Source organism: Allobosea sp. 05L423 (assembly GCF_056397745.1).
On the sequence record NZ_JBFTOA010000003.1, the window covers coordinates 687,564 to 705,814 of the forward strand.

Below are 18,251 nucleotides of genomic sequence, written 5' to 3' on the forward strand. Positions count from 1 at the left end.
GAGAATCTCGTGACCCGCTCGCTGGCTTCCGAGATGGTCGGGTCAAGCCCGACCATGACGTGGTTTCTTCCCGCGCCGGGCTGGCCTAAATCCTGTCTCCATGGAATGGACGGACGAGGGCACGATCATCGGCCTCAAGGCCCACGGCGAAAGCGCCGTGATCCTCGAGGTGATGACGCGTGACCATGGCCGCCATCTCGGCCTCGTCAGGGGCGGGCGTTCGCAGAAGGCCCAGCCGCAGCTGCAACCCGGCAATCACATCTCTCTGACCTGGCGCGCCCGGCTCGACGAGCATCTTGGCGAGTACAAGGTCGAGCTTTTGACCTCGCATGCGGCGCGGCTGATGGCGGCACCGGTCGCGCTCTACGGGCTGGGCACGATCGCCGGGCTGCTGCGGCTTCTGCCGGAGCGGGACCCGCATCCCGGCCTCTACGAAGGCCTCGCCGTCCTCATCGCCCATCTCGACGAACTGCGCCTTACGCCGCCGCTGGTCGTGCGCTTTGAACTCGCCATGCTGTCGGAACTGGGCTTCGGACTTGATCTGGCGCGCTGCGTCGTGACCGGCTCCCCCGACGATCTCAGCCATGTTTCGCCGAAATCGGGCAAGGCCGTCAGCCGGCGGGCAGCGCAGCCCTATCTCGACCGGTTGCTGGCATTGCCGGCCTTCCTCGTCGAGGGGCAGGGCGGGCGCGAGCCATCCTCGGCCGAGCTTCTGGCCGGTTTCGCCTTGACGGGGTATTTCCTGCGCCGTCACCTCTACGAGCCGCGCGGCCTGCGCGAGCCGCCGGAGCGGGCGCGGCTGGTGGAGCTGGCCACGCGCATTGCGGCGAATTCACCCACCCCGGATTCATCCACCGATTGAGCGCAAAATACCGGCCCGGGCGTTTGCACGCATGGCTGCGTACCTGCATTGTTCTGGCGGGGCGATTCGCACTGTGCCATAGAGCATTGCGCGAAAAAGTGGGTACCGGTTTTTCGCGTGGAGCGATGCTCCGAGCTTTGAGAATCGATCACGTTTTTCGCATCGGTCGTACCGCCCGAATGCGACGGGATCGGGACTACGCGAGTTTGCGACAAGACGAGGGCTGAAGACGTATGGGCAAACCGGTCGATCCGCCGCCGGAGGATGAAGCCGAGCGCATCGATCTGAAATCGGCGCTCGAGGAGCGCTACCTCGCCTATGCGCTCTCCACCATCATGCATCGCGCCCTGCCGGATGCGCGCGACGGGCTGAAGCCCGTCCACCGCCGCATCCTGCATGCCATGCGGCTGCTCCGGCTCGATCCGGGCCAGGTCCACAAGAAATGCGCCCGTATCGTCGGCGACGTCATCGGTAAGTTCCACCCGCATGGCGACCAGTCGGTCTATGACGCGCTGGTGCGCCTCGCGCAGGATTTCGCGCAGCGCTATCCGCTGGTCGACGGGCAGGGCAATTTCGGCAATATCGACGGCGATAACGCCGCCGCCTATCGTTACACCGAAGCGCGCATGACCGAGGTCGCGCGCCTCCTCCTCGACGGCATCGACGAGGACGCGGTCGATTTCCGCGAGACCTATAATGGCGAGGACGAGGAGCCGGTCGTGCTCCCGGCGGCCTTCCCGAACCTGCTCGCCAACGGCTCGCAGGGCATCGCCGTGGGCATGGCGACCTCGATCCCGCCGCACAATGCCGCCGAGCTCTGCGACGCCGCGCTCTATTTGATCCAGCACCCGGAGACCTCCTCCGAGCAGTTGATGACCTTCGTGCCCGGCCCGGATTTCCCGACCGGCGGCATCATCGTCGAGACCCGCGCCTCGATGGCGGAGACCTACCGCACCGGCCGCGGCGCCTTCCGCACCCGCGCACGCTGGCATGTCGAGGATCAGGGCCGCGGCACCTGGCTCGCGGTGGTCACCGAGATCCCCTACATGGTCTCGAAGGGCCGGCTGATCGAGAAGATCGCCGAGCTGCTCAACGACAAGAAGCTGCCTTTGGTCGCGGATCTGCGCGACGAATCCGCGGAAGACATCCGCGTCGTCATCGAGCCGCGCGCCCGCAACGTCGACGCCAACCTGATGATGGAATCGCTGTTCAAGCTCTCCGAGCTGGAATCGCGCATTCCGATGAACATGAACGTGCTGACCGGCGGTCTCGTGCCGCGCGTGCTCGGCCTCGCCGAGGCGCTGCGCGCCTGGCTCGACCATCGCCGCGAAGTTTTGCAGCGGCGTTCGCGCTTCCGACTCGGCCAGATCGAGAAGCGCCTCGAAATCCTGCGCGGCCTGCTGATCGTCTATCTCGACCTCGACCGGGTGATCAAAATCATCCGCGAGGAGGACGAGCCGAAGATCGAGCTGATGAAGGTCTTCGACCTCACCGAGGTCCAGGCCAACGCCATCCTCGACACGCGCCTGCGCGCCCTGCGCAAGCTCGAGGAAATGCAGCTCAAGACCGAGCTCGACGAACTCACCAAGGAAAAGGGGCAGATCGAGGAGTTGCTCGCTTCGGAGGCGACCCAGTGGAAGACGATCGCCTGGGACATCCGACAGGTGAAGAAGGCTTTCGGCCCGGAGACGGCGATCGGCAAGCGCCGCACCGAGTTCGCGGACATGCCGGATACCGCCGATATCGACCTGACCCAGGCCATGGTCGAGCGTGAGCCGATCACGGTCGTGATCTCGAAGAAGGGCTGGATCCGCGCTCTGAAGGGCCATGTGCAGGATCGCTCCAGCTTCTCCTTCAAGGGCGACGATGCGCTCCAGATGGCGTTCTTCACCGAGACAACTGCGAAGGTTCTGGTGCTCGCCTCGAACGGCAAGGTCTTCACGCTCGACGCCTCGAAACTGCCGGGCGGGCGTGGTTTCGGCGATCCGATCCGGCTGATGATCGAATTGGAGGAGACAGCCGAAATCGTCTCCGCTTTCGCCTACAAGCCGGCCTCGAAGCTGCTGATGGTGACGAACGAGGGCCGTGGCTTCGTCGCCCCCGCCGACGATGTCGTCGCCAATACCCGCAAGGGGCGGCAGGTTCTGAATGTCGACGGCGCGACGGTGGCCATGCTGGCGGTGCCGGCCGATGGCGATCATGTCGCGATCATCGGCCAGAACCGCAAGCTGCTCTGCTTCCCGATCTCGGAAGTGGCGGAGATGGGCCGCGGCAAGGGCGTGCGCCTGCAGCGCTACAAGGATGGCGGCCTATCCGACGCGAAGACCTTCAACCTCGCCGACGGCCTGACCTGGCTCGATACCTCCGGCCGCACCTGGACCGTGCCGCAGGCCGATCTCATGGAGTGGCTGGGCCACCGCGCCGAGGCCGGGCGCCTTCCGCCCAAGGGCTTCCCGAAGAGCAATACTTTCGGGGGGTAGCCTCGGGATAGGACGAGGCGTCATGCTCGGGCTTGTCCCGAGCATCTCGGGCGTCGGGCGCTCTGGCGCCCATCCTGTAGGAAATTCTCGGGTCGGCGCTCCGCTACGCCCGAGGATGACGCAAGACTCAATGGCTTATGCCCGGATGCGGAATCAAATGCGCAGCGGCTTGAATCAAGCTCTCAGCGGATGGGACGACCGAGAATGCCGGCTTCGAGGCTGAGCGTGATCTTGTCGGTCACGGCCCATTCCACGCCGGCGCGGGCCTCGGGCCGCACGGCGATCTCGCTCTGGCTGAAGGGCGCCGAGAATGGCGTCGCCCCGTAGCGCCAGCTTTCGTTGGCGGCCGACATGCCGACCTTGGTGTAGAGCAGCACGTCGGGCGTCACCAGCACGCCGGTCTTGACCTGGAAGGCGCCCGCGAAGTCGCGCGTGTAGGCCGTATTGCCGAAGCCCGGATAGCCGTAACCGCCGATTGCCGGGGCATAGTCGATCGCGCCGACGATGCCGTAGACGAAGTTGCCCTCGCGCCGCATCGTCCCGGCCTCAAGACCGAATGTCGGCCCGGCGCTGGTGCGCATATGCTTCGAGCTCGTGACCTGGAAGCCCGAGGAGATGCGGGCGTAGGAGCCCTCCCATCGCGGCGAGATCATCGGCTCGTCCCAGGCGAAGGACGGCAGGGCGGCGAAACCAGTGAGGGGCAGAAAGGTCTGTGCCTGCGCCGCACCCGCGAAAAGAACCGAAAGCGCCGCAGCCGAAAGAAGCGGAAATCTCACGTCGAAGCCATCCTCGCGCAGAAGCGCCCTGCGGGAAGCTAGCATGAGGCGGGGTGAATGTCGCGGTTTTGTGGCGTGGCCACGGGTCGCTCAGGCGATCTTCGTCCGAAGCTTGAGGAAGCGCAGCGTCCGCTCGGCGGTCGCAAGGTCCAGCTTGGCATAGGCGTCGACATCGTCGTCGATGTCACGGGAGGAGAAGTAGAGCCGCCGCGCGCGCAATTGCAGGATGGCGCGGAAAGCCGTGGTGCCGATCCCGAGCGAGCGGCAGGTGACGGCGATGCCGCTGGCATCGCGCTGCATCAGCACGCGCAGCGCCTGCTCGATCGTGATATCGGCGATCTGCGCCAGGACCTGGGCGAGATGATAGGCACGATCTTCGTCGGCCAGCATGGTCAGCACGTCGTCGACCTCGCGGACCTTTGCGGCGAGGTCCGAGATCAGGAGCTTGACCTCGAGGCGTTGCTGGCGCGCCTGGCGGGCGAGGGAGGCGGCCTCCTGCGTTGCGCTCGCACCGGGTGCCGCCCCTTCCGCGAACTGCTCGACGATCCGCAGGACGCGCTGGGCACGGTTCGGCGCAAGGTCCGAGCGGCGGGCCAGTGCGCCGGTGATATCGGCGTCGCCCTGGCCGCGCTCGAGCAGCCGATCGAAGCCACGGTCGGAGAAGGCCGCGCCTTCGTTGGCGCTGACCGTGTGCAGCACCTTCTGGTCGCCACGCTCGACCAGGATGTCGGTGACGCCTTCGGAAAGCCGCGCACGCTCCGCGATGGCGACAAGGTGCTGCTGCGACTGGGTGACGGCGATGGCCGCAAGATCGGTGTCGGTCAAGACCGGCGAGAGGACCAGCACGAGCCGGGCGACCTCGGCGTTGCTGTCGCTGCCGAGGGTAACAGCGACATTGTTCGGCAGGGTCGGCATGCTCGCCACGCGGTCGGCATAGCCCTTGCGCTCATCGTCGCCGAGGTGGCTGAGCGATGTCGTCGCGATCTCCCCGTAGTGTTCCTTGACGGTCTCGCTCGGTTCCTGATCGAGGAGGAACAGATCCGTGACCGCATGAAGCAACTGCCGGCGCGAATCCGACGACATGTCGGCCGGCATCCGGGTCAGGTTACGCAACATGAAGGCCCCCACGGCAAAGTAGCGGCCAGACCATGCCCGAACCAGCTTGATTTACTCTTAAGGCAACAGGTTCTTTTTCTGGACAGCGGGGCGGAGCGCCCCGCCATCTTGCAGGTGACATGCGCCCTTATCGATCGGCGAGTTTGTCGGATTATGCGCGTATCAATTGCGAATTCCTGGTCAGGAGATGATCGGCCAGGGCCATCGCGATCAGAGACAACCCCACCAGCGGGAAGATGAGTCCCCCGATCGCGAGCAGGCCGAGGACGATCCGCAGCGTCGCCTTCTCCGCCGGCAATGGCGGGACGCCGAGCGAGCCCCGTGGCCGCCGCTTCCACCACATCACCAGAGCCGAGACCGCAAGCAGGATGATCGCAAGGCAGACCGCGAGCATCAACAACTGGTTCGCCAGACCGAATTCCTGGCCCATATGAACGTTGATGCCCCATTCCAGCGCTTTGCCGAGCGGGCCGTAATCGGCATAGCTCATGTCGATCAGCGGCTTGCCGCTATATTGGTCGAGATGGACCACCCGCTGGAAGGCCATGTCCTTCGGATAGACCGAGCCGGTATAGACGCCGCTCGGCCCGCTCGGGAAGTTGATGGCATAGCCCCGCTTCAGGCCGAGGCGGTCGAAGGCTGCGACCGCCGCGTCGAGGTCGATCGGCTTGCCGTCGGCTGCCGCCGATTCCGGGACCCTGGCCTGTTCCAGCGACCACGAGGTCGTGCCGGCATGGGCGAGGTGCTCGTCCGACATCGGTACGGCGACACGGACGCCGGCCGGATAGCCGAAATTGTGCCCATTGGCCCATTGATTGACCTTGGCTCCCCAAAGCACCGACCAGGGCATGCCGGTGATGGCGAGGAACAGGATAAAGCCGCCGGCAATGAGCCCGGTGACCGCGTGCAGGTCCCGCCAGAACACGCGCTGTCGCGGCTTGCCGCGCACGGTGACGACACCGCCGTTCTGCTTGCGCGGCCACCACAGATAGAGGCCGGTCAGCACGAGCAGGATCGCCCAGCCGCCGACGATCTCGATGACGCCGTTCGCGACCGGCCCGAAATAGGCAAGGCTGTGCAGCTGGCGGATCACCCACATCACCGTGCCGCGATCCGGGATCTGGCCCAGCACGCGCCCCTCATAGGGGTCGACATAGACGACCATCCGCGCCCCGCCCGCACCGCGGATGGTGACTTCTGCCGAAGCGATCGCGGTCTCCGGCGGCACATATTTCACGGGCTGGCCGGCAAAGGCTCTCACGGCCTGCGCGACGATCTCGTTGGGCGGCCGCTCGCCCGTCGTGCGGGCCTCGACCTGTTTGACGTCGCGATGGATCAGGCCGTCGATCTCGGCCCGGAAAAGGTAGAGGCCCCCCGTCACGGCCAGCAGGATGAGGAAGGGCAGGGTGATCAGGCCGGCATAGAAGTGCCAGCGCCAGACGGCGCGGTAGAGCGAGGCGGCGCGCCGGTCCGCGCGCTCGGGCGCGGCGGCAGCCGTGGAGACGGTTGTCATGGAAAATCCTGGTCTGAGCTGAAGGGAAAGGGCTTCAGACCGGAGAAGGGGGAGCGCGGGCGCCGAGCGGGTAGCCATGCGCCGCGGGAAGCGTGGCGGGAGCTGCCGGCCGCGCGGCGGCGATGTGCGACGCCGGCTCGCGCTGGGCAATCGCGAAGAGCGCCGTGGGCGGCGGCAGGGCGATCGCAGCCGAGAGGCACAGGCTCGCGCAGCAATCGGGTAGCTTGGCGCCGCCGCCATCCGATCCGGGCTCGGCGGGAGCCGTCCGCCCGGGCGCGCAAAGCGGGTGGAGAAGCGTGGGCGAAGGCTGGGCCGAAAGCCCGGCGGCTAGCGCCGCGAGCGTCGTCTGCAGGACGAGGACATAGACCGCCAGCAGCGCGAGCGCGCTCCTGTGCCAGTTCACTCGTCCCGCCATCCCCTTCATGCGAAGGGGCTTAGCCGATACGCCTCGGCGGCGGAAGCGTGCACCGTGACGCGCCTGAGTTTCAGGCTGCCGGCAGGCAGGCCGGGCCCAGTGGTTCGAAGCTCTTGTAGGTCAGGATGAATTCCTGATGGCCGAGTTCCTCGGACTTCGTCTTGCCGCCCTGGCCGAGCGAGACGACGAGGTTGCGGATCTCCTGGCCAACTTCGTCGAGGCTGGCGTGGCCCTCGAGGATGCGTCCGGCATCGACGTCCATATCCTCGGACATCCGGCGATAGGTCTCGGGATTGGCGCAGATCTTCACGACGGGCGATATCGCCGAGCCGACGACCGAGCCTCTGCCCGTCACGAACAGCACGCAATGCGCGCCGCAGGCGATCAGTTCGGCGATCTCGGCGTTGTCGTTGATGTTGGGGAAGCCGAAACGCACCTCGCCGTCCGGCACGACATCGAGCAGGTAGAGCCCGCCATGCGGCGGCACGTCGCCGGGCTTGATCAGGCCGGAGATCGGCGAGGCGCCCGATTTGGCATAGGCGCCCATCGACTTCTCCTCGATGGTCGAGAGGCCGCCCTCGGCATTGCCGGCGGCGAAGGAGCCATAGCCCAGCGTCGCATAGTAGCGCGCCGCTTTGGCTACCGATTTCTCAAGCTCGGCGCCGAGCTCCGGCGTCACTGCGCGCGCCGCCATGATGTGCTCGCAGCCGATCAACTCGCCGGTTTCCTCGAAGATGCAGGCGGCGCCCTCCGAGATGAGCTGGTCGAAGGCGCGTCCAGCGGCCGGATTGCCCGTGATGCCGGAGGTGCCGTCCGAGCCGCCGCAGACCGTCCCGATCACGAGCTCGGAAACCGCCATCGGCACGGTTTCCTGCGCGTCGAGCGCGATGCGCTGCTCCTCGACCCAGGCGCGGCCCTCGCGGATCGAAGAGCGGGTGCCGCCCGTGCTCTGGATGATGATGGTTTTCACCGGCCGGCCGGTGGCGCGGATCGCCCGCTCCAGCGCGTATTTGTTGAAGCTCTCGCAGCCCAGCGAGACCAGCAGCACGGCCCCGACATTGGGGTGGGTGCAGAGCTGCTCCATCATCCGCTCGGCATAGGGGTTCGGATAGCATCCGGGAAAGCCGATGGCGTGGACGCCTTGCTCGCGCCAGGGCAGCGCGATCTCAACAGCGACATGGTGGGCGCATTCGACGAGATAGGCGACCGCGACGGTGTTGCGGATGCCCTTGCGCCCGTCGGAGCGGAGATAGCCGCGCATTTCGCTCATGCCGAGGCCCCCGCATTGCGCTCGTCTTCGAGGTGATAGGTCGGCGTGTAGTCGCTGCGCATGTTGTGGACATGGACATGCGCGCCGGCGGCGATCGCCTCGGTCGCGACACCGATCGGCGCGCCGTACTTCAGGATCTTCTCGCCGGCGGCGATGGCGCGGCGGGCGATCTTGTGGGCGAGCGCGATGTCGCGGTCGAGCGCTGCGGGACCGGAGCCGGTTTCGACGCTGTCGCCGGCTTTCAGCCGCACCCGCGCGACCAGGACGTTGTCGCGCGGATCGAGCAGGATGAGGCGCGGATCGTGGGTCATGGCCCTGTTTCCTTCCCTCCGGCTGTCATCCCGGACAAGCCGCCTTGGCGCCGCCGATCCGGGATCCATGCCTGAACGTCATTCGCAAGCGCTCCGGAAACCGGGTCTCCGCTTCGCTCCGCCCGGGATGACGGCGCGGGTGGAGCGTCTCAGAACTTACCGTACTGCAGATAGGCCTGCTGCGGGTCGGTTCCGGCGAGGATCGCGTTGCGGACCTTGTTCTCGGCCGAGATCGCCGTTTCCGACTGTTCCAGAACCTCCTCGATGATCTCGACGGGGATGCGGACGACGCCGTCGCGGTCGGCAAGGATGTAGTCGCCCGGGCGGATCCAGACGTCGCCGATCTTGATGGGTTCGTCGACCGCCTTGGGCAGCCAGACGCCGACGATGTCGCGCGGCGTATAGGCCTTGAAATAGGCCTGGAAGCCCATCTCGACCATGAACTCGGTGTCGCGCGAAAGCCCGTCGATGACGCAGCCGCGCACGCCCTTGTTTTTCAGCGTCTCGGCCGAGAGCTCGCCCATCAGCGCGATCTCGTCGGTGTTCGGCTGGCAGACCCAGACATGGCCGGGCTTGGCAGCGGAGAGCAGGCCGGTCCAGCCGAGCAGCGTCTCATGCGCGTCGAACTCGCCGGTCTTGCCCTCGACGGTGAAGGCGGGTCCCGCAAGCTTCTGGCCGGGCAGGAGCGGGCGCAGTTCCGGGGGCAGCACGAAGTCCTTCAGGCCCATCGCCCGCATCGTGTCGTGGATGATGCCGGTATAGCAGCGCTCCAGCCTGTCGGTCAGTTCCTGGCTCATCATTCCTCCGGATCGGCCCCTGCCGCGTGGCTCTTCTGCCATGGCCGTTGTCGCTAGAGTGTCGGGCGGAGCAAGGCGCGGCAAGCGCGTTTTCCGCGCGTCGCTGATGCGTTTCAATCGGTTGAATCGGTCCGGTCGACGCGCTCCCAGCCCTGCGGCATCAGGCGCTCCTGCGGCAGGAAGCGGGCCTTGTAGGCCATCTTCGGCGAGCCTTCGACCCAATAGCCGAGATAGACAAAGGGCAGGCCGAGGCGCCGGGCGCGAGCGATATGGTCCAGCACCATGAAGGTGCCGAGCGAGCGCAGTTCCAGGCTCGGATCATAGACCGAGTAGACCATGGAGAGCCCGTCGCTCAGCTTGTCGGTCAGCGCCATGGCGAAGAGGTCGCCGTCGCCGCGGCCGGTGAAGCCCGAATCGGGGCCGCGCCGGCGGTATTCGACGAGATGCGTCTCGACATGGGTATCCTCGACCATCATCGCGAAGTCGAGTGCCGACATCGTCGCCATGCCGCCATCCGGATGGCGTTCGTCGAGATAGGCGCGGAAGAGCGAATAGTGCTCGGAGCGCGGCTGCGGCGGCCGCACTTCGCCGATCAGGTCGCTGTTGCGCGCCAGAACCCGGCGGAAGCCGCGCGAATAGCGGAAGTCGTCGACGCAGATCCGGACGGAGATGCAAGCCCGGCAGGTCTCGCAGGCAGGGCGGTAGGCGATGCTCTGCGAACGGCGGAAGCCGCCCTGCGACAGCACATCGTTGAGCTCCCGCGCCCGGGACCCGACCAGGTGCGTAAATACCTTCCGCTCCTCGCGTCCCGGCAGATAGGGACACGCGGTCGGGGAAGTGAGATAGAATTGCGGGGCGTCCCGCAATGGGCGCGTCACGTGGGCGGGCTCCGGAAAAGCTGCGCCCTTCAATGTAGCATCGGTGGCGGCGGCAACAAGCGCGAGGCGGCATGTGGCGCGATCTTGCTGCCGACAACTTCCCGGCGTCGACTGCACAGAGGACGGATCGGCCTCGGGAGCGTGAGATGCCCGGTGAGAAGGTGGCGCTCAGAGGAGTGAAGGAAACGCTCCTGATCACGCTCTGCGCGAAGGCAGGCGAGAGCCGTTTGCCCGACTCGCTCCTGAAGGATCGCTTCGCCGCGGAGGCGATGGAGCGGATCGACTACGACTTCGCGCGGCTCGGGATCGATCGCGATTTGATGGTCGGCGTCGCCTTGCGGGCGCATGTCATCGATGGCTGGGCACGGGATTTCATCGCCCGGCACCCCAAGGCGACGGTGCTGCATCTCGGCTGCGGGCTCGATGCGCGCGTCTTCCGGCTCGAGCCTCCCGCCAGTATTCGCTGGTTCGACGTCGACTATCCCGATGTGATCGCGTTGCGGAAGCGCCTCTACCCGGCCCGCGAGAATTGCACGCTGCTGGGATCGTCGGTGATCGAGCCGGGCTGGATTGAGGCAGTGCCGCGGGATCGTCCGGCTCTCATCATTGCCGAGGGCCTGTTGCCCTACCTGCCTGAGGAAGAGGTGGTGCTTCTGCTGGCGCGGGTGATGGGGCACGTCCCCGGCGGCGAATTTGTCTTCGATGCCTATAGTCGCCTGGGCCTCACGCTGATCGCCTGGCAGCCTGCCATCCGCTCGACCGGCGCGACACTGCACTGGTCACTTGATGATCCCCGCGAGTTGATGCGGCGACTGCCCCGGCTCGAACTCGTTCAGGAGCTCACGGGCTACGGCGCGAACGGGTATGATCTACGACAGGTCGCGCGGATGTCGCTCACGGCGCGGGCGACCATCCAGATGTTCGGATGGATTCCCGCGCTGTCGCAGATGGCACGCCTGCTGCGCTTTCGCTTCTGATCAGGCCCGGACGACGACCAGCCCGGTCAGGAGGTCATGGCCCATGCGCCGGTCGGCACGGGCGAAGCCGCAGGCGACGTCGACGAGCCAGAGCAGGAAGGTGCCGGCGGCAACGTAGAAAAGCAGCGCGTGCACGGCCGCTGTCAGGCCATCCGGCCGGCCGCCACCGATGGTCTCGACCCTCAAGCCCGCGATGCGCATGCCCCAGGTAGACCGGCGCCGGCCGCCGATCGTCAGCGCCGCATAGCCGAGTGCGGTTGCAACCGTCGCGATCGGGATGAGCAGCCATGTCGCGCCGAAGGTCACGATGCCGAGCACGGCCAGCAGGAAGACGACCAGCCAGCCGAGGAAGAACAGCACGAAGATATCGACGAGCCAGGCGAACAGGCGAGACCCGAGAACGCCGCTGACGTTCTGGTACGGGCGCTGCTCCAGAGCCGTGATCGGCGGCTGGCTGTAGCGGGTATCGCTCATCGAGACTTCAATCCTCTATCGGCGCGCGGGATGCGTCGCCCGGGCGGATATGTTTGATCAGCGCGTCGGTTCCGCAAGGCCGCGTGGCAGGATTCGCCGTGGCGCGAAGCCGTTTTTCGCAAGCATGTCCTCGATCGCGCGCGAATGCGCTTCGCCCCGCGTCTCCACGGTGACGTCGAGCGAAACCCCTTTGGCCGGCACGTCGAGAAACAAGCGTCCATGGCTGACTTCGAGGATATTGGCGCCTTCGTTGCCGAGCAGGCTCGCAATCTTGCCGAGCAGGCCGGGCCTGTCGTTGCTGGTGAGTCGGAAGGCGACGATGCGGTCCTCGCGTTCGAGTTCGCGCACCATGATCGCGGCCAGCAGGCGGGTGTCGATATTACCGCCGCAGAGCACGAGCCCGACCTTGCGCCCGGCATAGCGCTGCGGGTCCTTCAGCATGGCGGCGAGGCCGGCGGCGCCGGCGCCTTCCGCGAGGCTGTGCTGCAGGCTGGCATAGGCGTTGACTGCACGCTCGATCAGGTCTTCGCCGACGAGCACGATGTCGCTGACCAGGCTGGAGATTACCGGCAGGGTGAGCTGGCCGACCGTCTTGACTGCGATGCCCTCGGCTAGCGTCGGTCCGCCGATCGGCCGGTCCTGGGCGTACACGGCGTTGAAGAAGGAGGGATAGAGATCGGCCTCCACGCCGATGAGTTCGATCCCGGGCTTGATCGCCTTGGCGGCAACGGCGTTGCCGGCCATGAGGCCGCCGCCGCCGATCGGAATGACCAGCACGTCGAGATCGGGTTCGTCGGCCAGCATCTCGCGCGCCACCGTGCCCTGGCCCGCCATGACCGCAGCATCGTCATAGGGGTGGACGAAGACGAGTTGCTCGGCGCCTGCAAGCTCGTGCGCCTTCTGGCTGGATTCGAAGAGCGTCTCGCCGTGGAGCACGACACGGGCGCCATGGGCGCGGGTGTTCTCGACCTTCACCAGCGGTGTCGTCTCGGGCATCACGATCGTCGCCGGAATGCCGAAGCGCTTGGCATGGTACGCCACCGCCTGGGCGTGGTTGCCGGCCGACATGGCGATGACGCCGCGTGCCCGCTCGCTCTCGCTGAGCGTCAGCAGCTTGTTGACCGCGCCACGCTCCTTGAAAGACGCGGTCGCCTGCATGTTCTCGTACTTCACCAGCACGGTCGCGCCGGTCAGCTCGGACAGGCGCGGCGCCGGCACCAGCGGCGTGCGCAGCACATGTCCCTCGATGCGGCTTGCCGCCGCGTCGATATCCTCGGGGGTGATGGCGAAGGCTTCGCTCATGATGCGCTCCATCCCGGTGTCATGTCGTCAAACCTGCCGCGGTGTCAGGTCGGCATCGCCGAAGAAGCCGCCGGGGCGCAAGATCAGTACAACGGCCAGCAGGGAGTAGACGGCGAGATCACGCTGTTCGATCGGCAATGTCGCCGACCACGCGGCTTCGAATATGGCGATGCAGAGACCGCCCAGCGCCGCGCCGCTGACCGAGCCGATACCGCCGAGAATGGCGGCAACGAGCGCCTTGAGGCCCAGGGAGAAGCCGCCGGCGAAGCCCATGCCGCCATAGATCGCGGTCACGATGACCCCGGCCATGCCGCAGACGGCGCAGGCGATGACGACGGCGACGTCATGGACGGCGCGTGCATCGACACCGAACAGCGCCGCGGTTCGCGCATCGTCCGAGACGGCCCGCCAGGCCCGGCCATAGGCCGTGCGCCGGATCAGCGCGACGAGGCCGAGCGTGACGCCGAGCCCGAGGATGGCGAGCGCCAGCGCCAGCGGGTTCAAGGTCACGATGAAGGTCCCGGAATGGGCCAGGGGAATCGGGCTGTTGAACACCGGTGGCAGCCAGCGCAATTCCGGGCCTTGCACCAGCCTGAGATATTCGGACATCGCGATCGCGAGCCCGATCGTGGCGATGAGTGTCTGCTGGCCGCTGGCGCGCTCGAGGTGACGCAGCACGAAGCGGCCCATGGCGAAGCCGTGCAGGGCGCAAACGAGGATCGCCACGATGAAGGCGACCACGAGCCCTGAAAGCGGCGTCGAGATCGCGAGCGAGAGCAGCAGCGCCACGCCGACGACGGAGGCGAGCGCGCCGAGCGCCGCGAACTCGCCGAAGCTCAAGATGATCCGCCCGGTCAGCCCGTAGACGAGGGCATAGGCTGCGGCGAGCAGGCTGTAGATCGCCGCCGAGGGCAGGGCGCTCAGCCCCTGCTGGAAACCGTAGGCAACCGAACGCGGGATCGCCGGCAGGTTCTCGGCGGTGGGGGCGGCCGGGTCAGGCGGCGGCTCGGCCCGGTCCTCGAGATAGAAGCGTCGCAGCAGGTAGAAGCTGGCATCGGCCATCGGGCGCCCGTCGGAGGCGATGCCGATCAGGGCGCCGCGGCCGGGTCCGCCGCCTTCCCCGGCGAAGAGGCAGTCGATGCTGCGATGGCGCGAGATATCGTCGCCGAGCTGCACGCGGTACAACAGCCTCAGCGCGCGCGGCACCGGCCCCTTCGTCGCGCGCTCGATCTCGATCCGGGCATTCGGCGGATTGAGCGGCGGGATCGCCTGCCGGCAGAGCCGCATCTGTTCGGTGTCGAAATCCGCGCCGCACCCCGCGAGGGCGAGCAGGACAACGGCCAGAATCGGCAGGATGAGCGGGCGCATGCCGTGCGACGGTAGCGCCGCTGCCGGGGCAAGGAAACCGCACCGTCGTTGTTTTGAGAATGCTCCGGTAGAGCCAGAGCATTCTCCCGAAGCGTCCGGCCTCAGCCAGCAGCCTTGAGTTTCTTCGCGGCGCGCGGCGCGAAATAGGTCAGGACGCCGTCGGCGCCCGCACGCTTGAAGGCGAGCAGGCTCTCCAGCATCGCCTTTTCGCCGTCGAGCCAGCCATTGTTCGCCGCCGCCATGATCATCGCGTACTCGCCGGAGACCTGATAGGCGAAGGTCGGCACGCGGAAATGGTCCTTCACCCGCGCCACCACGTCGAGATAGGGCAGGCCGGGCTTGATCATCACCATGTCGGCGCCTTCTTCGAGGTCGAGCATCACCTCGGCGATCGCCTCGTCGGTATTGGCCGGATCCATCTGGTAGGTGCGCTTGTCGCCGACCAGCGTGGCGTTGGTGCCGATGGCGTCGCGGAAGGGGCCGTAGAATGCGGACGCGTATTTCGCCGCATAGGCCATGATCTGCACATCCTCACGGCCATCGCCGTCGAGGGCGGCGCGGATCGCTGCGACGCGTCCGTCCATCATGTCGGAGGGGGCGATGACGTCGGCGCCGGCATCGGCGAGCGCCTGGGCCTGCTGGACGAGGATTGCGACGCTGGCGTCGTTGAGGATGCGCTCGCCGTCCATGACGCCGTCATGGCCGTGGGAGGTGTAGGGGTCGAGTGCGGCGTCGCAGATGATGCCGATCTGCGGCACCTCCGCCTTGATGGCGCGCACGGCGCGGCACATCAGGTTGTTCGTGTTGAGCGCTTCCGAGCCGGTCGGGTCGCGCAGCGCCTTTTCGACATAGGGGAAGGGCGCGATCGCCGGAATGCCGAGCGCCGCCGCCTCGGCAGCCTGCCGCACGGCCTCCTCGATGTTCAGCCGGTCGACGCCGGGCATCCATTCGACCGGCGAGCGGGCCTCGGGCGAGTCCATCAGGAAGATCGGCCAGATCAGGTCGTCGGTCGTCAGCGCCGACTCGCGCATCAGCCGGCGGGACCATTCGGCCTTGCGGTTGCGGCGCATCCGGCGGGTGAGCCCGAGYCACGAAGCGCCGTGCGCCTCGTCCGGATGCGACTGAGGAGCGGGGAAAGGCCGCACGACCCGGGATTCCATGAACTGTGCCTCAAGCGGTGAACAAAAATGGCCCGGCATTCGTCGAACGGGCGATGTCGGCAGGCCGTTTACATATCACATCGGAACCATTCCAAAACAGGGCGCTTGGTCGCAAGGCTGCTGCCAGCGTCATGCAGGTCGAGCCGGGATATGGCAGTGCAGCGGGGCCAAGCCGCACCTGCCGTTCCGTCGCGTTGACAAGCCTGTCCCCGCCTTCCAGAACCGCTGCCCACGGAAGCAGGATCGAACCATGACGCAGGATCAGGAGATCATCTGCGAGATCCGCGGCGCCGCTGGCGTCGTGGTCCTCAATCGGCCGAAGGCGCTGAACGCTCTGAGCCTCGGCATGGTCCGCGAGCTCGCCCGCGCGCTCGACGCCTGGGAGAACGATCCGCAGGTCACCCGCATCGTCGTCATCAGCACCAGCGAGAAGGCGTTCTCGGCCGGCGGCGATATCCGCTGGCTGCATGATTGCGGCAAGGCCGGGCGATATGAGGACATGCTCGCCTTCTGGGGCGAGGAGTACATTCTCAACCACCGGATCAAGACCTATCCCAAGCCCTATGTCGCGCTGATTGACGGCATCGTGATGGGCGGCGGCGTCGGCATCTCGCTGCATGGCAGCCACCGCATCGCCGGTGATCGCTATCTCTTCGCAATGCCGGAGGTCGGCATCGGCTTCTTCCCCGATGTCGGCGCGACTTATGCGCTGCCGCGTCTCAGCGACGGCTTCGGCCGCTTCCTGGCGTTGACGGGCGAGCGGATCGGCGCGGCCGACGCGCTTACGGTCGGGCTTGCGACCCACGGCGTGCCGAGCGAGCGGTTCGCGGAACTGGCCGATGCGCTGACGGGCCGTAGCGCGCTCGACGAGATCCTCGCCGCCTTCAGTCTCCAGCGGGGGCCGGGGCCCCTCCAGGCCGAACGCGCGGCGATAGCGGATGCCTTCGGCGGGGAGACCCTGCCGGAGGTGATCGCGCGCCTGAACAAGGCCGCTGCCGGCGGCGGCGCCTTCGCCGGCAAGCTGCTGCAGACCATCGCCACCAAATCGCCGACCAGCGTCGCCATCGCCTTCGAGCAGATGCGGCGCGGCGCCGGTCTCGATTTCGCCGAGGCGATGCGCACGGAATACCGCATCGTCTCGCGCATCGCGCGCGGCCATGACTTCTATGAGGGCGTGCGCGCCGTCGTGATCGACAAGGACCAGGCGCCGCGCTGGCAGCCAGCAACGCTCGACGCCATCAGACAGGCCGATATCGACGCCTATTTCGCGCCGCTCGGCGCTGACGAACTCGAGCTGGAGGGTTGAGCTTGGGGCTGGGTGGCGATGGCGAGGCTCTGCGTGGTGCGAGGACCGGCGAGGACGGAGAAAAGCGGCAGGGGCGCTGGCGTCTCCTGCTCGTCTGGTTCCTGCGGCTGCTCTCGGCCTTCTGGCTCGCCAAGGGGCTGACCGCCTGGGCGGTCATCTTCGGCCTGCCCGGCAATCCTCAGCCGCCCTTCGAAAATCGGTTGCTGAGCTATCAGGCCATCATCGTCTATTTCGCCGTGATCGACCTCGTCGCCGCGGTCGGTCTTTGGCTCACCTCGACCTGGGGAGGCGTGCTCTGGCTTCTGGCGGCGATCAGCCAGATGCTGCTGAGCTTCTTCTTCCCGCGCTTCGTGCCGATGACGGCATGGCTGGTCGCGCTCTATATCGGGCTGATGGCGGTCTATTTCCTCGCGACCTGGGCGGCGGAGAACGAGGCGGAGTAGCGATCGATCGCCGCTGCGGTCTCGCCCCGGACCATGCTCTCAGAGTGTGCCATGCGCGACGCGCGGCGCTTCGATTGCGTCGAGTCATGGTAAGAATCGCTTTAGCTTAAGCGTTTCTGGCTTCACTTACGATTCACCCAAAGGGGTAAATCCCTGATTCATCCTGATATTTAAACTCGTTTTCATCCGCTCCCGCTTATGGTGTTTTTCAGAAGCGGACCAGGAGACAAATCCTGGCCGACACACAACAGGCGAGATATACCATGAAAGCGAGCGTCAAGACTTTGGATGTTGCCAAGACTAAAGAGGCCGAACTCAACGTGAAGCCTCTTTATCTTGAGTCGCTCACCCTGGTGGAGCGGCTGCATCGCCGGCTTCTCGATGTCATCAAGGATGAGTTCGAGCGCCGCGGCCGGGATGACGTCAACAGCGTGCAGGCCCTGCTGCTCTACAACATCGGCGATGCCGAGCTGTCCGCCAGCGAGCTGCGCACCCGCGGCTACTATCTCGGCTCGAACGTCTCCTACAATGTGAAGAAGCTGGTCGAGCTCGGCTATCTCCACCATGCCCGTTCGCGCATCGACCGCCGCTCGGTCCGGATCAGCCTGACCGACAAGGGCACCGAGGTGCACGATATCGTGAAGGGCGTCTACGACAAGCATGTCCGCACGGTCGAGCAGATCGGCGGCATCGCGGCTGATGATTTCGAGCGCATGAACAATGCGCTGCTGCGCCTGGAGCGCTTCTGGACCGACCAGATCCGCTACAAGCTCTGAGAAATCCGTCGCTTACCGGCCGTTTCG

At 66.5% G+C, this 18,251-nt stretch carries 18 protein-coding genes; 6 read left to right on the top strand and 12 right to left on the bottom strand.

The features are described 5' to 3' along the window. Positions 1–100: 100 nt before the first annotated feature. On the top strand, positions 101–862 hold the full coding sequence (gene recO, locus AC1DNE_RS11435; RefSeq protein ID WP_441468377.1) for a DNA repair protein RecO: 762 nt from the start codon (positions 101–103) through the stop codon (positions 860–862). 233 nt (positions 863–1,095) lie between these two features. Beyond that, a complete protein-coding gene (parC, locus tag AC1DNE_RS11440) occupies positions 1,096–3,342 on the top strand; it encodes a DNA topoisomerase IV subunit A (RefSeq protein WP_441468376.1) in 2,247 nt (748 codons plus the stop codon). A 182-nt stretch (positions 3,343–3,524) separates the two neighbouring features. Here the strand turns inward: parC and AC1DNE_RS11445 are convergent, their stop codons facing one another. The 8 genes from AC1DNE_RS11445 to AC1DNE_RS11480 form a co-directional block, all read right to left on the bottom strand. After that, positions 3,525–4,118 (bottom strand): outer membrane protein, encoded by a 594-nt coding sequence (locus AC1DNE_RS11445; protein ID WP_441468375.1) that lies wholly within the window; start codon positions 4,116–4,118, stop codon positions 3,525–3,527. Between the two features lie 90 nt (positions 4,119–4,208). Continuing rightward, complete coding sequence (locus AC1DNE_RS11450; RefSeq protein ID WP_441468374.1) at positions 4,209–5,234, bottom strand: DUF2336 domain-containing protein; 1,026 nt, start codon at positions 5,232–5,234, stop codon at positions 4,209–4,211. A gap of 151 nt (positions 5,235–5,385) precedes the next feature. Continuing rightward, complete coding sequence (locus AC1DNE_RS11455; protein ID WP_476766069.1) at positions 5,386–6,747, bottom strand: PepSY-associated TM helix domain-containing protein; 1,362 nt, start codon at positions 6,745–6,747, stop codon at positions 5,386–5,388. A 34-nt stretch (positions 6,748–6,781) separates the two neighbouring features. After that, positions 6,782–7,150 carry a hypothetical protein gene (locus tag AC1DNE_RS11460; RefSeq protein ID WP_441468372.1) on the bottom strand — a complete coding sequence of 123 codons (369 nt, stop codon included), beginning with the start codon at positions 7,148–7,150 and terminating at the stop codon, positions 6,782–6,784. Positions 7,151–7,232: 82 nt separating this feature from the next. Next, a complete protein-coding gene (locus AC1DNE_RS11465) occupies positions 7,233–8,432 on the bottom strand; it encodes a UxaA family hydrolase (protein ID WP_476766068.1) in 1,200 nt (399 codons plus the stop codon). Then, positions 8,429–8,743, bottom strand: coding sequence for a UxaA family hydrolase (locus AC1DNE_RS11470; protein WP_441468370.1), 315 nt, complete (start codon positions 8,741–8,743; stop codon positions 8,429–8,431). Before AC1DNE_RS11470 ends, AC1DNE_RS11465 begins: the two co-directional genes overlap by 4 nt. Before the next feature lie 149 nt (positions 8,744–8,892). Next, complete coding sequence (locus tag AC1DNE_RS11475; protein ID WP_476766067.1) at positions 8,893–9,540, bottom strand: RraA family protein; 648 nt, start codon at positions 9,538–9,540, stop codon at positions 8,893–8,895. A 113-nt stretch (positions 9,541–9,653) separates the two neighbouring features. After that, on the bottom strand, positions 9,654–10,418 hold the full coding sequence (locus AC1DNE_RS11480) for an arginyltransferase (protein WP_476766066.1): 765 nt from the start codon (positions 10,416–10,418) through the stop codon (positions 9,654–9,656). A 146-nt stretch (positions 10,419–10,564) separates the two neighbouring features. Here AC1DNE_RS11480 and AC1DNE_RS11485 point away from each other — a divergent pair, with 146 nt between their 5' ends. After that, complete coding sequence (locus AC1DNE_RS11485) at positions 10,565–11,395, top strand: class I SAM-dependent methyltransferase (RefSeq protein WP_476766065.1); 831 nt, start codon at positions 10,565–10,567, stop codon at positions 11,393–11,395. Here the strand turns inward: AC1DNE_RS11485 and AC1DNE_RS11490 are convergent, their stop codons facing one another. The 4 genes from AC1DNE_RS11490 to hemB all read right to left on the bottom strand — a co-directional run bounded on the left by AC1DNE_RS11490 (position 11,396) and on the right by hemB (position 15,699). Next, positions 11,396–11,869 (bottom strand): RDD family protein, encoded by a 474-nt coding sequence (locus AC1DNE_RS11490; RefSeq protein ID WP_476766064.1) that lies wholly within the window; start codon positions 11,867–11,869, stop codon positions 11,396–11,398. Between the two features lie 57 nt (positions 11,870–11,926). Then, entirely contained in the window at positions 11,927–13,171 is a 1,245-nt protein-coding gene (locus tag AC1DNE_RS11495) for a threonine ammonia-lyase (protein WP_476766063.1), read from the bottom strand. Positions 13,172–13,198: 27 nt separating this feature from the next. Continuing rightward, entirely contained in the window at positions 13,199–14,539 is a 1,341-nt protein-coding gene (locus tag AC1DNE_RS11500; protein ID WP_441468364.1) for a branched-chain amino acid ABC transporter permease, read from the bottom strand. Positions 14,540–14,640: 101 nt separating this feature from the next. After that, positions 14,641–15,699 carry a porphobilinogen synthase gene (hemB, locus tag AC1DNE_RS11505; protein ID WP_476841053.1) on the bottom strand — a complete coding sequence of 353 codons (1,059 nt, stop codon included), beginning with the start codon at positions 15,697–15,699 and terminating at the stop codon, positions 14,641–14,643. A gap of 250 nt (positions 15,700–15,949) precedes the next feature. Between hemB and AC1DNE_RS11510 the strand changes: the two genes are divergently transcribed. The 3 genes from AC1DNE_RS11510 to ldtR all read left to right on the top strand — a co-directional run bounded on the left by AC1DNE_RS11510 (position 15,950) and on the right by ldtR (position 18,224). Further along, complete coding sequence (locus AC1DNE_RS11510) at positions 15,950–17,005, top strand: enoyl-CoA hydratase/isomerase family protein (RefSeq protein WP_476841054.1); 1,056 nt, start codon at positions 15,950–15,952, stop codon at positions 17,003–17,005. Beyond that, a complete protein-coding gene (locus AC1DNE_RS11515) occupies positions 17,002–17,448 on the top strand; it encodes a DUF6163 family protein (protein ID WP_441468361.1) in 447 nt (148 codons plus the stop codon). The genes AC1DNE_RS11510 and AC1DNE_RS11515 overlap by 4 nt, the downstream gene beginning before the upstream one ends. Before the next feature lie 263 nt (positions 17,449–17,711). Beyond that, complete coding sequence (gene ldtR / locus AC1DNE_RS11520; protein ID WP_441468360.1) at positions 17,712–18,224, top strand: transcriptional regulator LdtR; 513 nt, start codon at positions 17,712–17,714, stop codon at positions 18,222–18,224. Positions 18,225–18,251 lie beyond the last annotated feature (27 nt).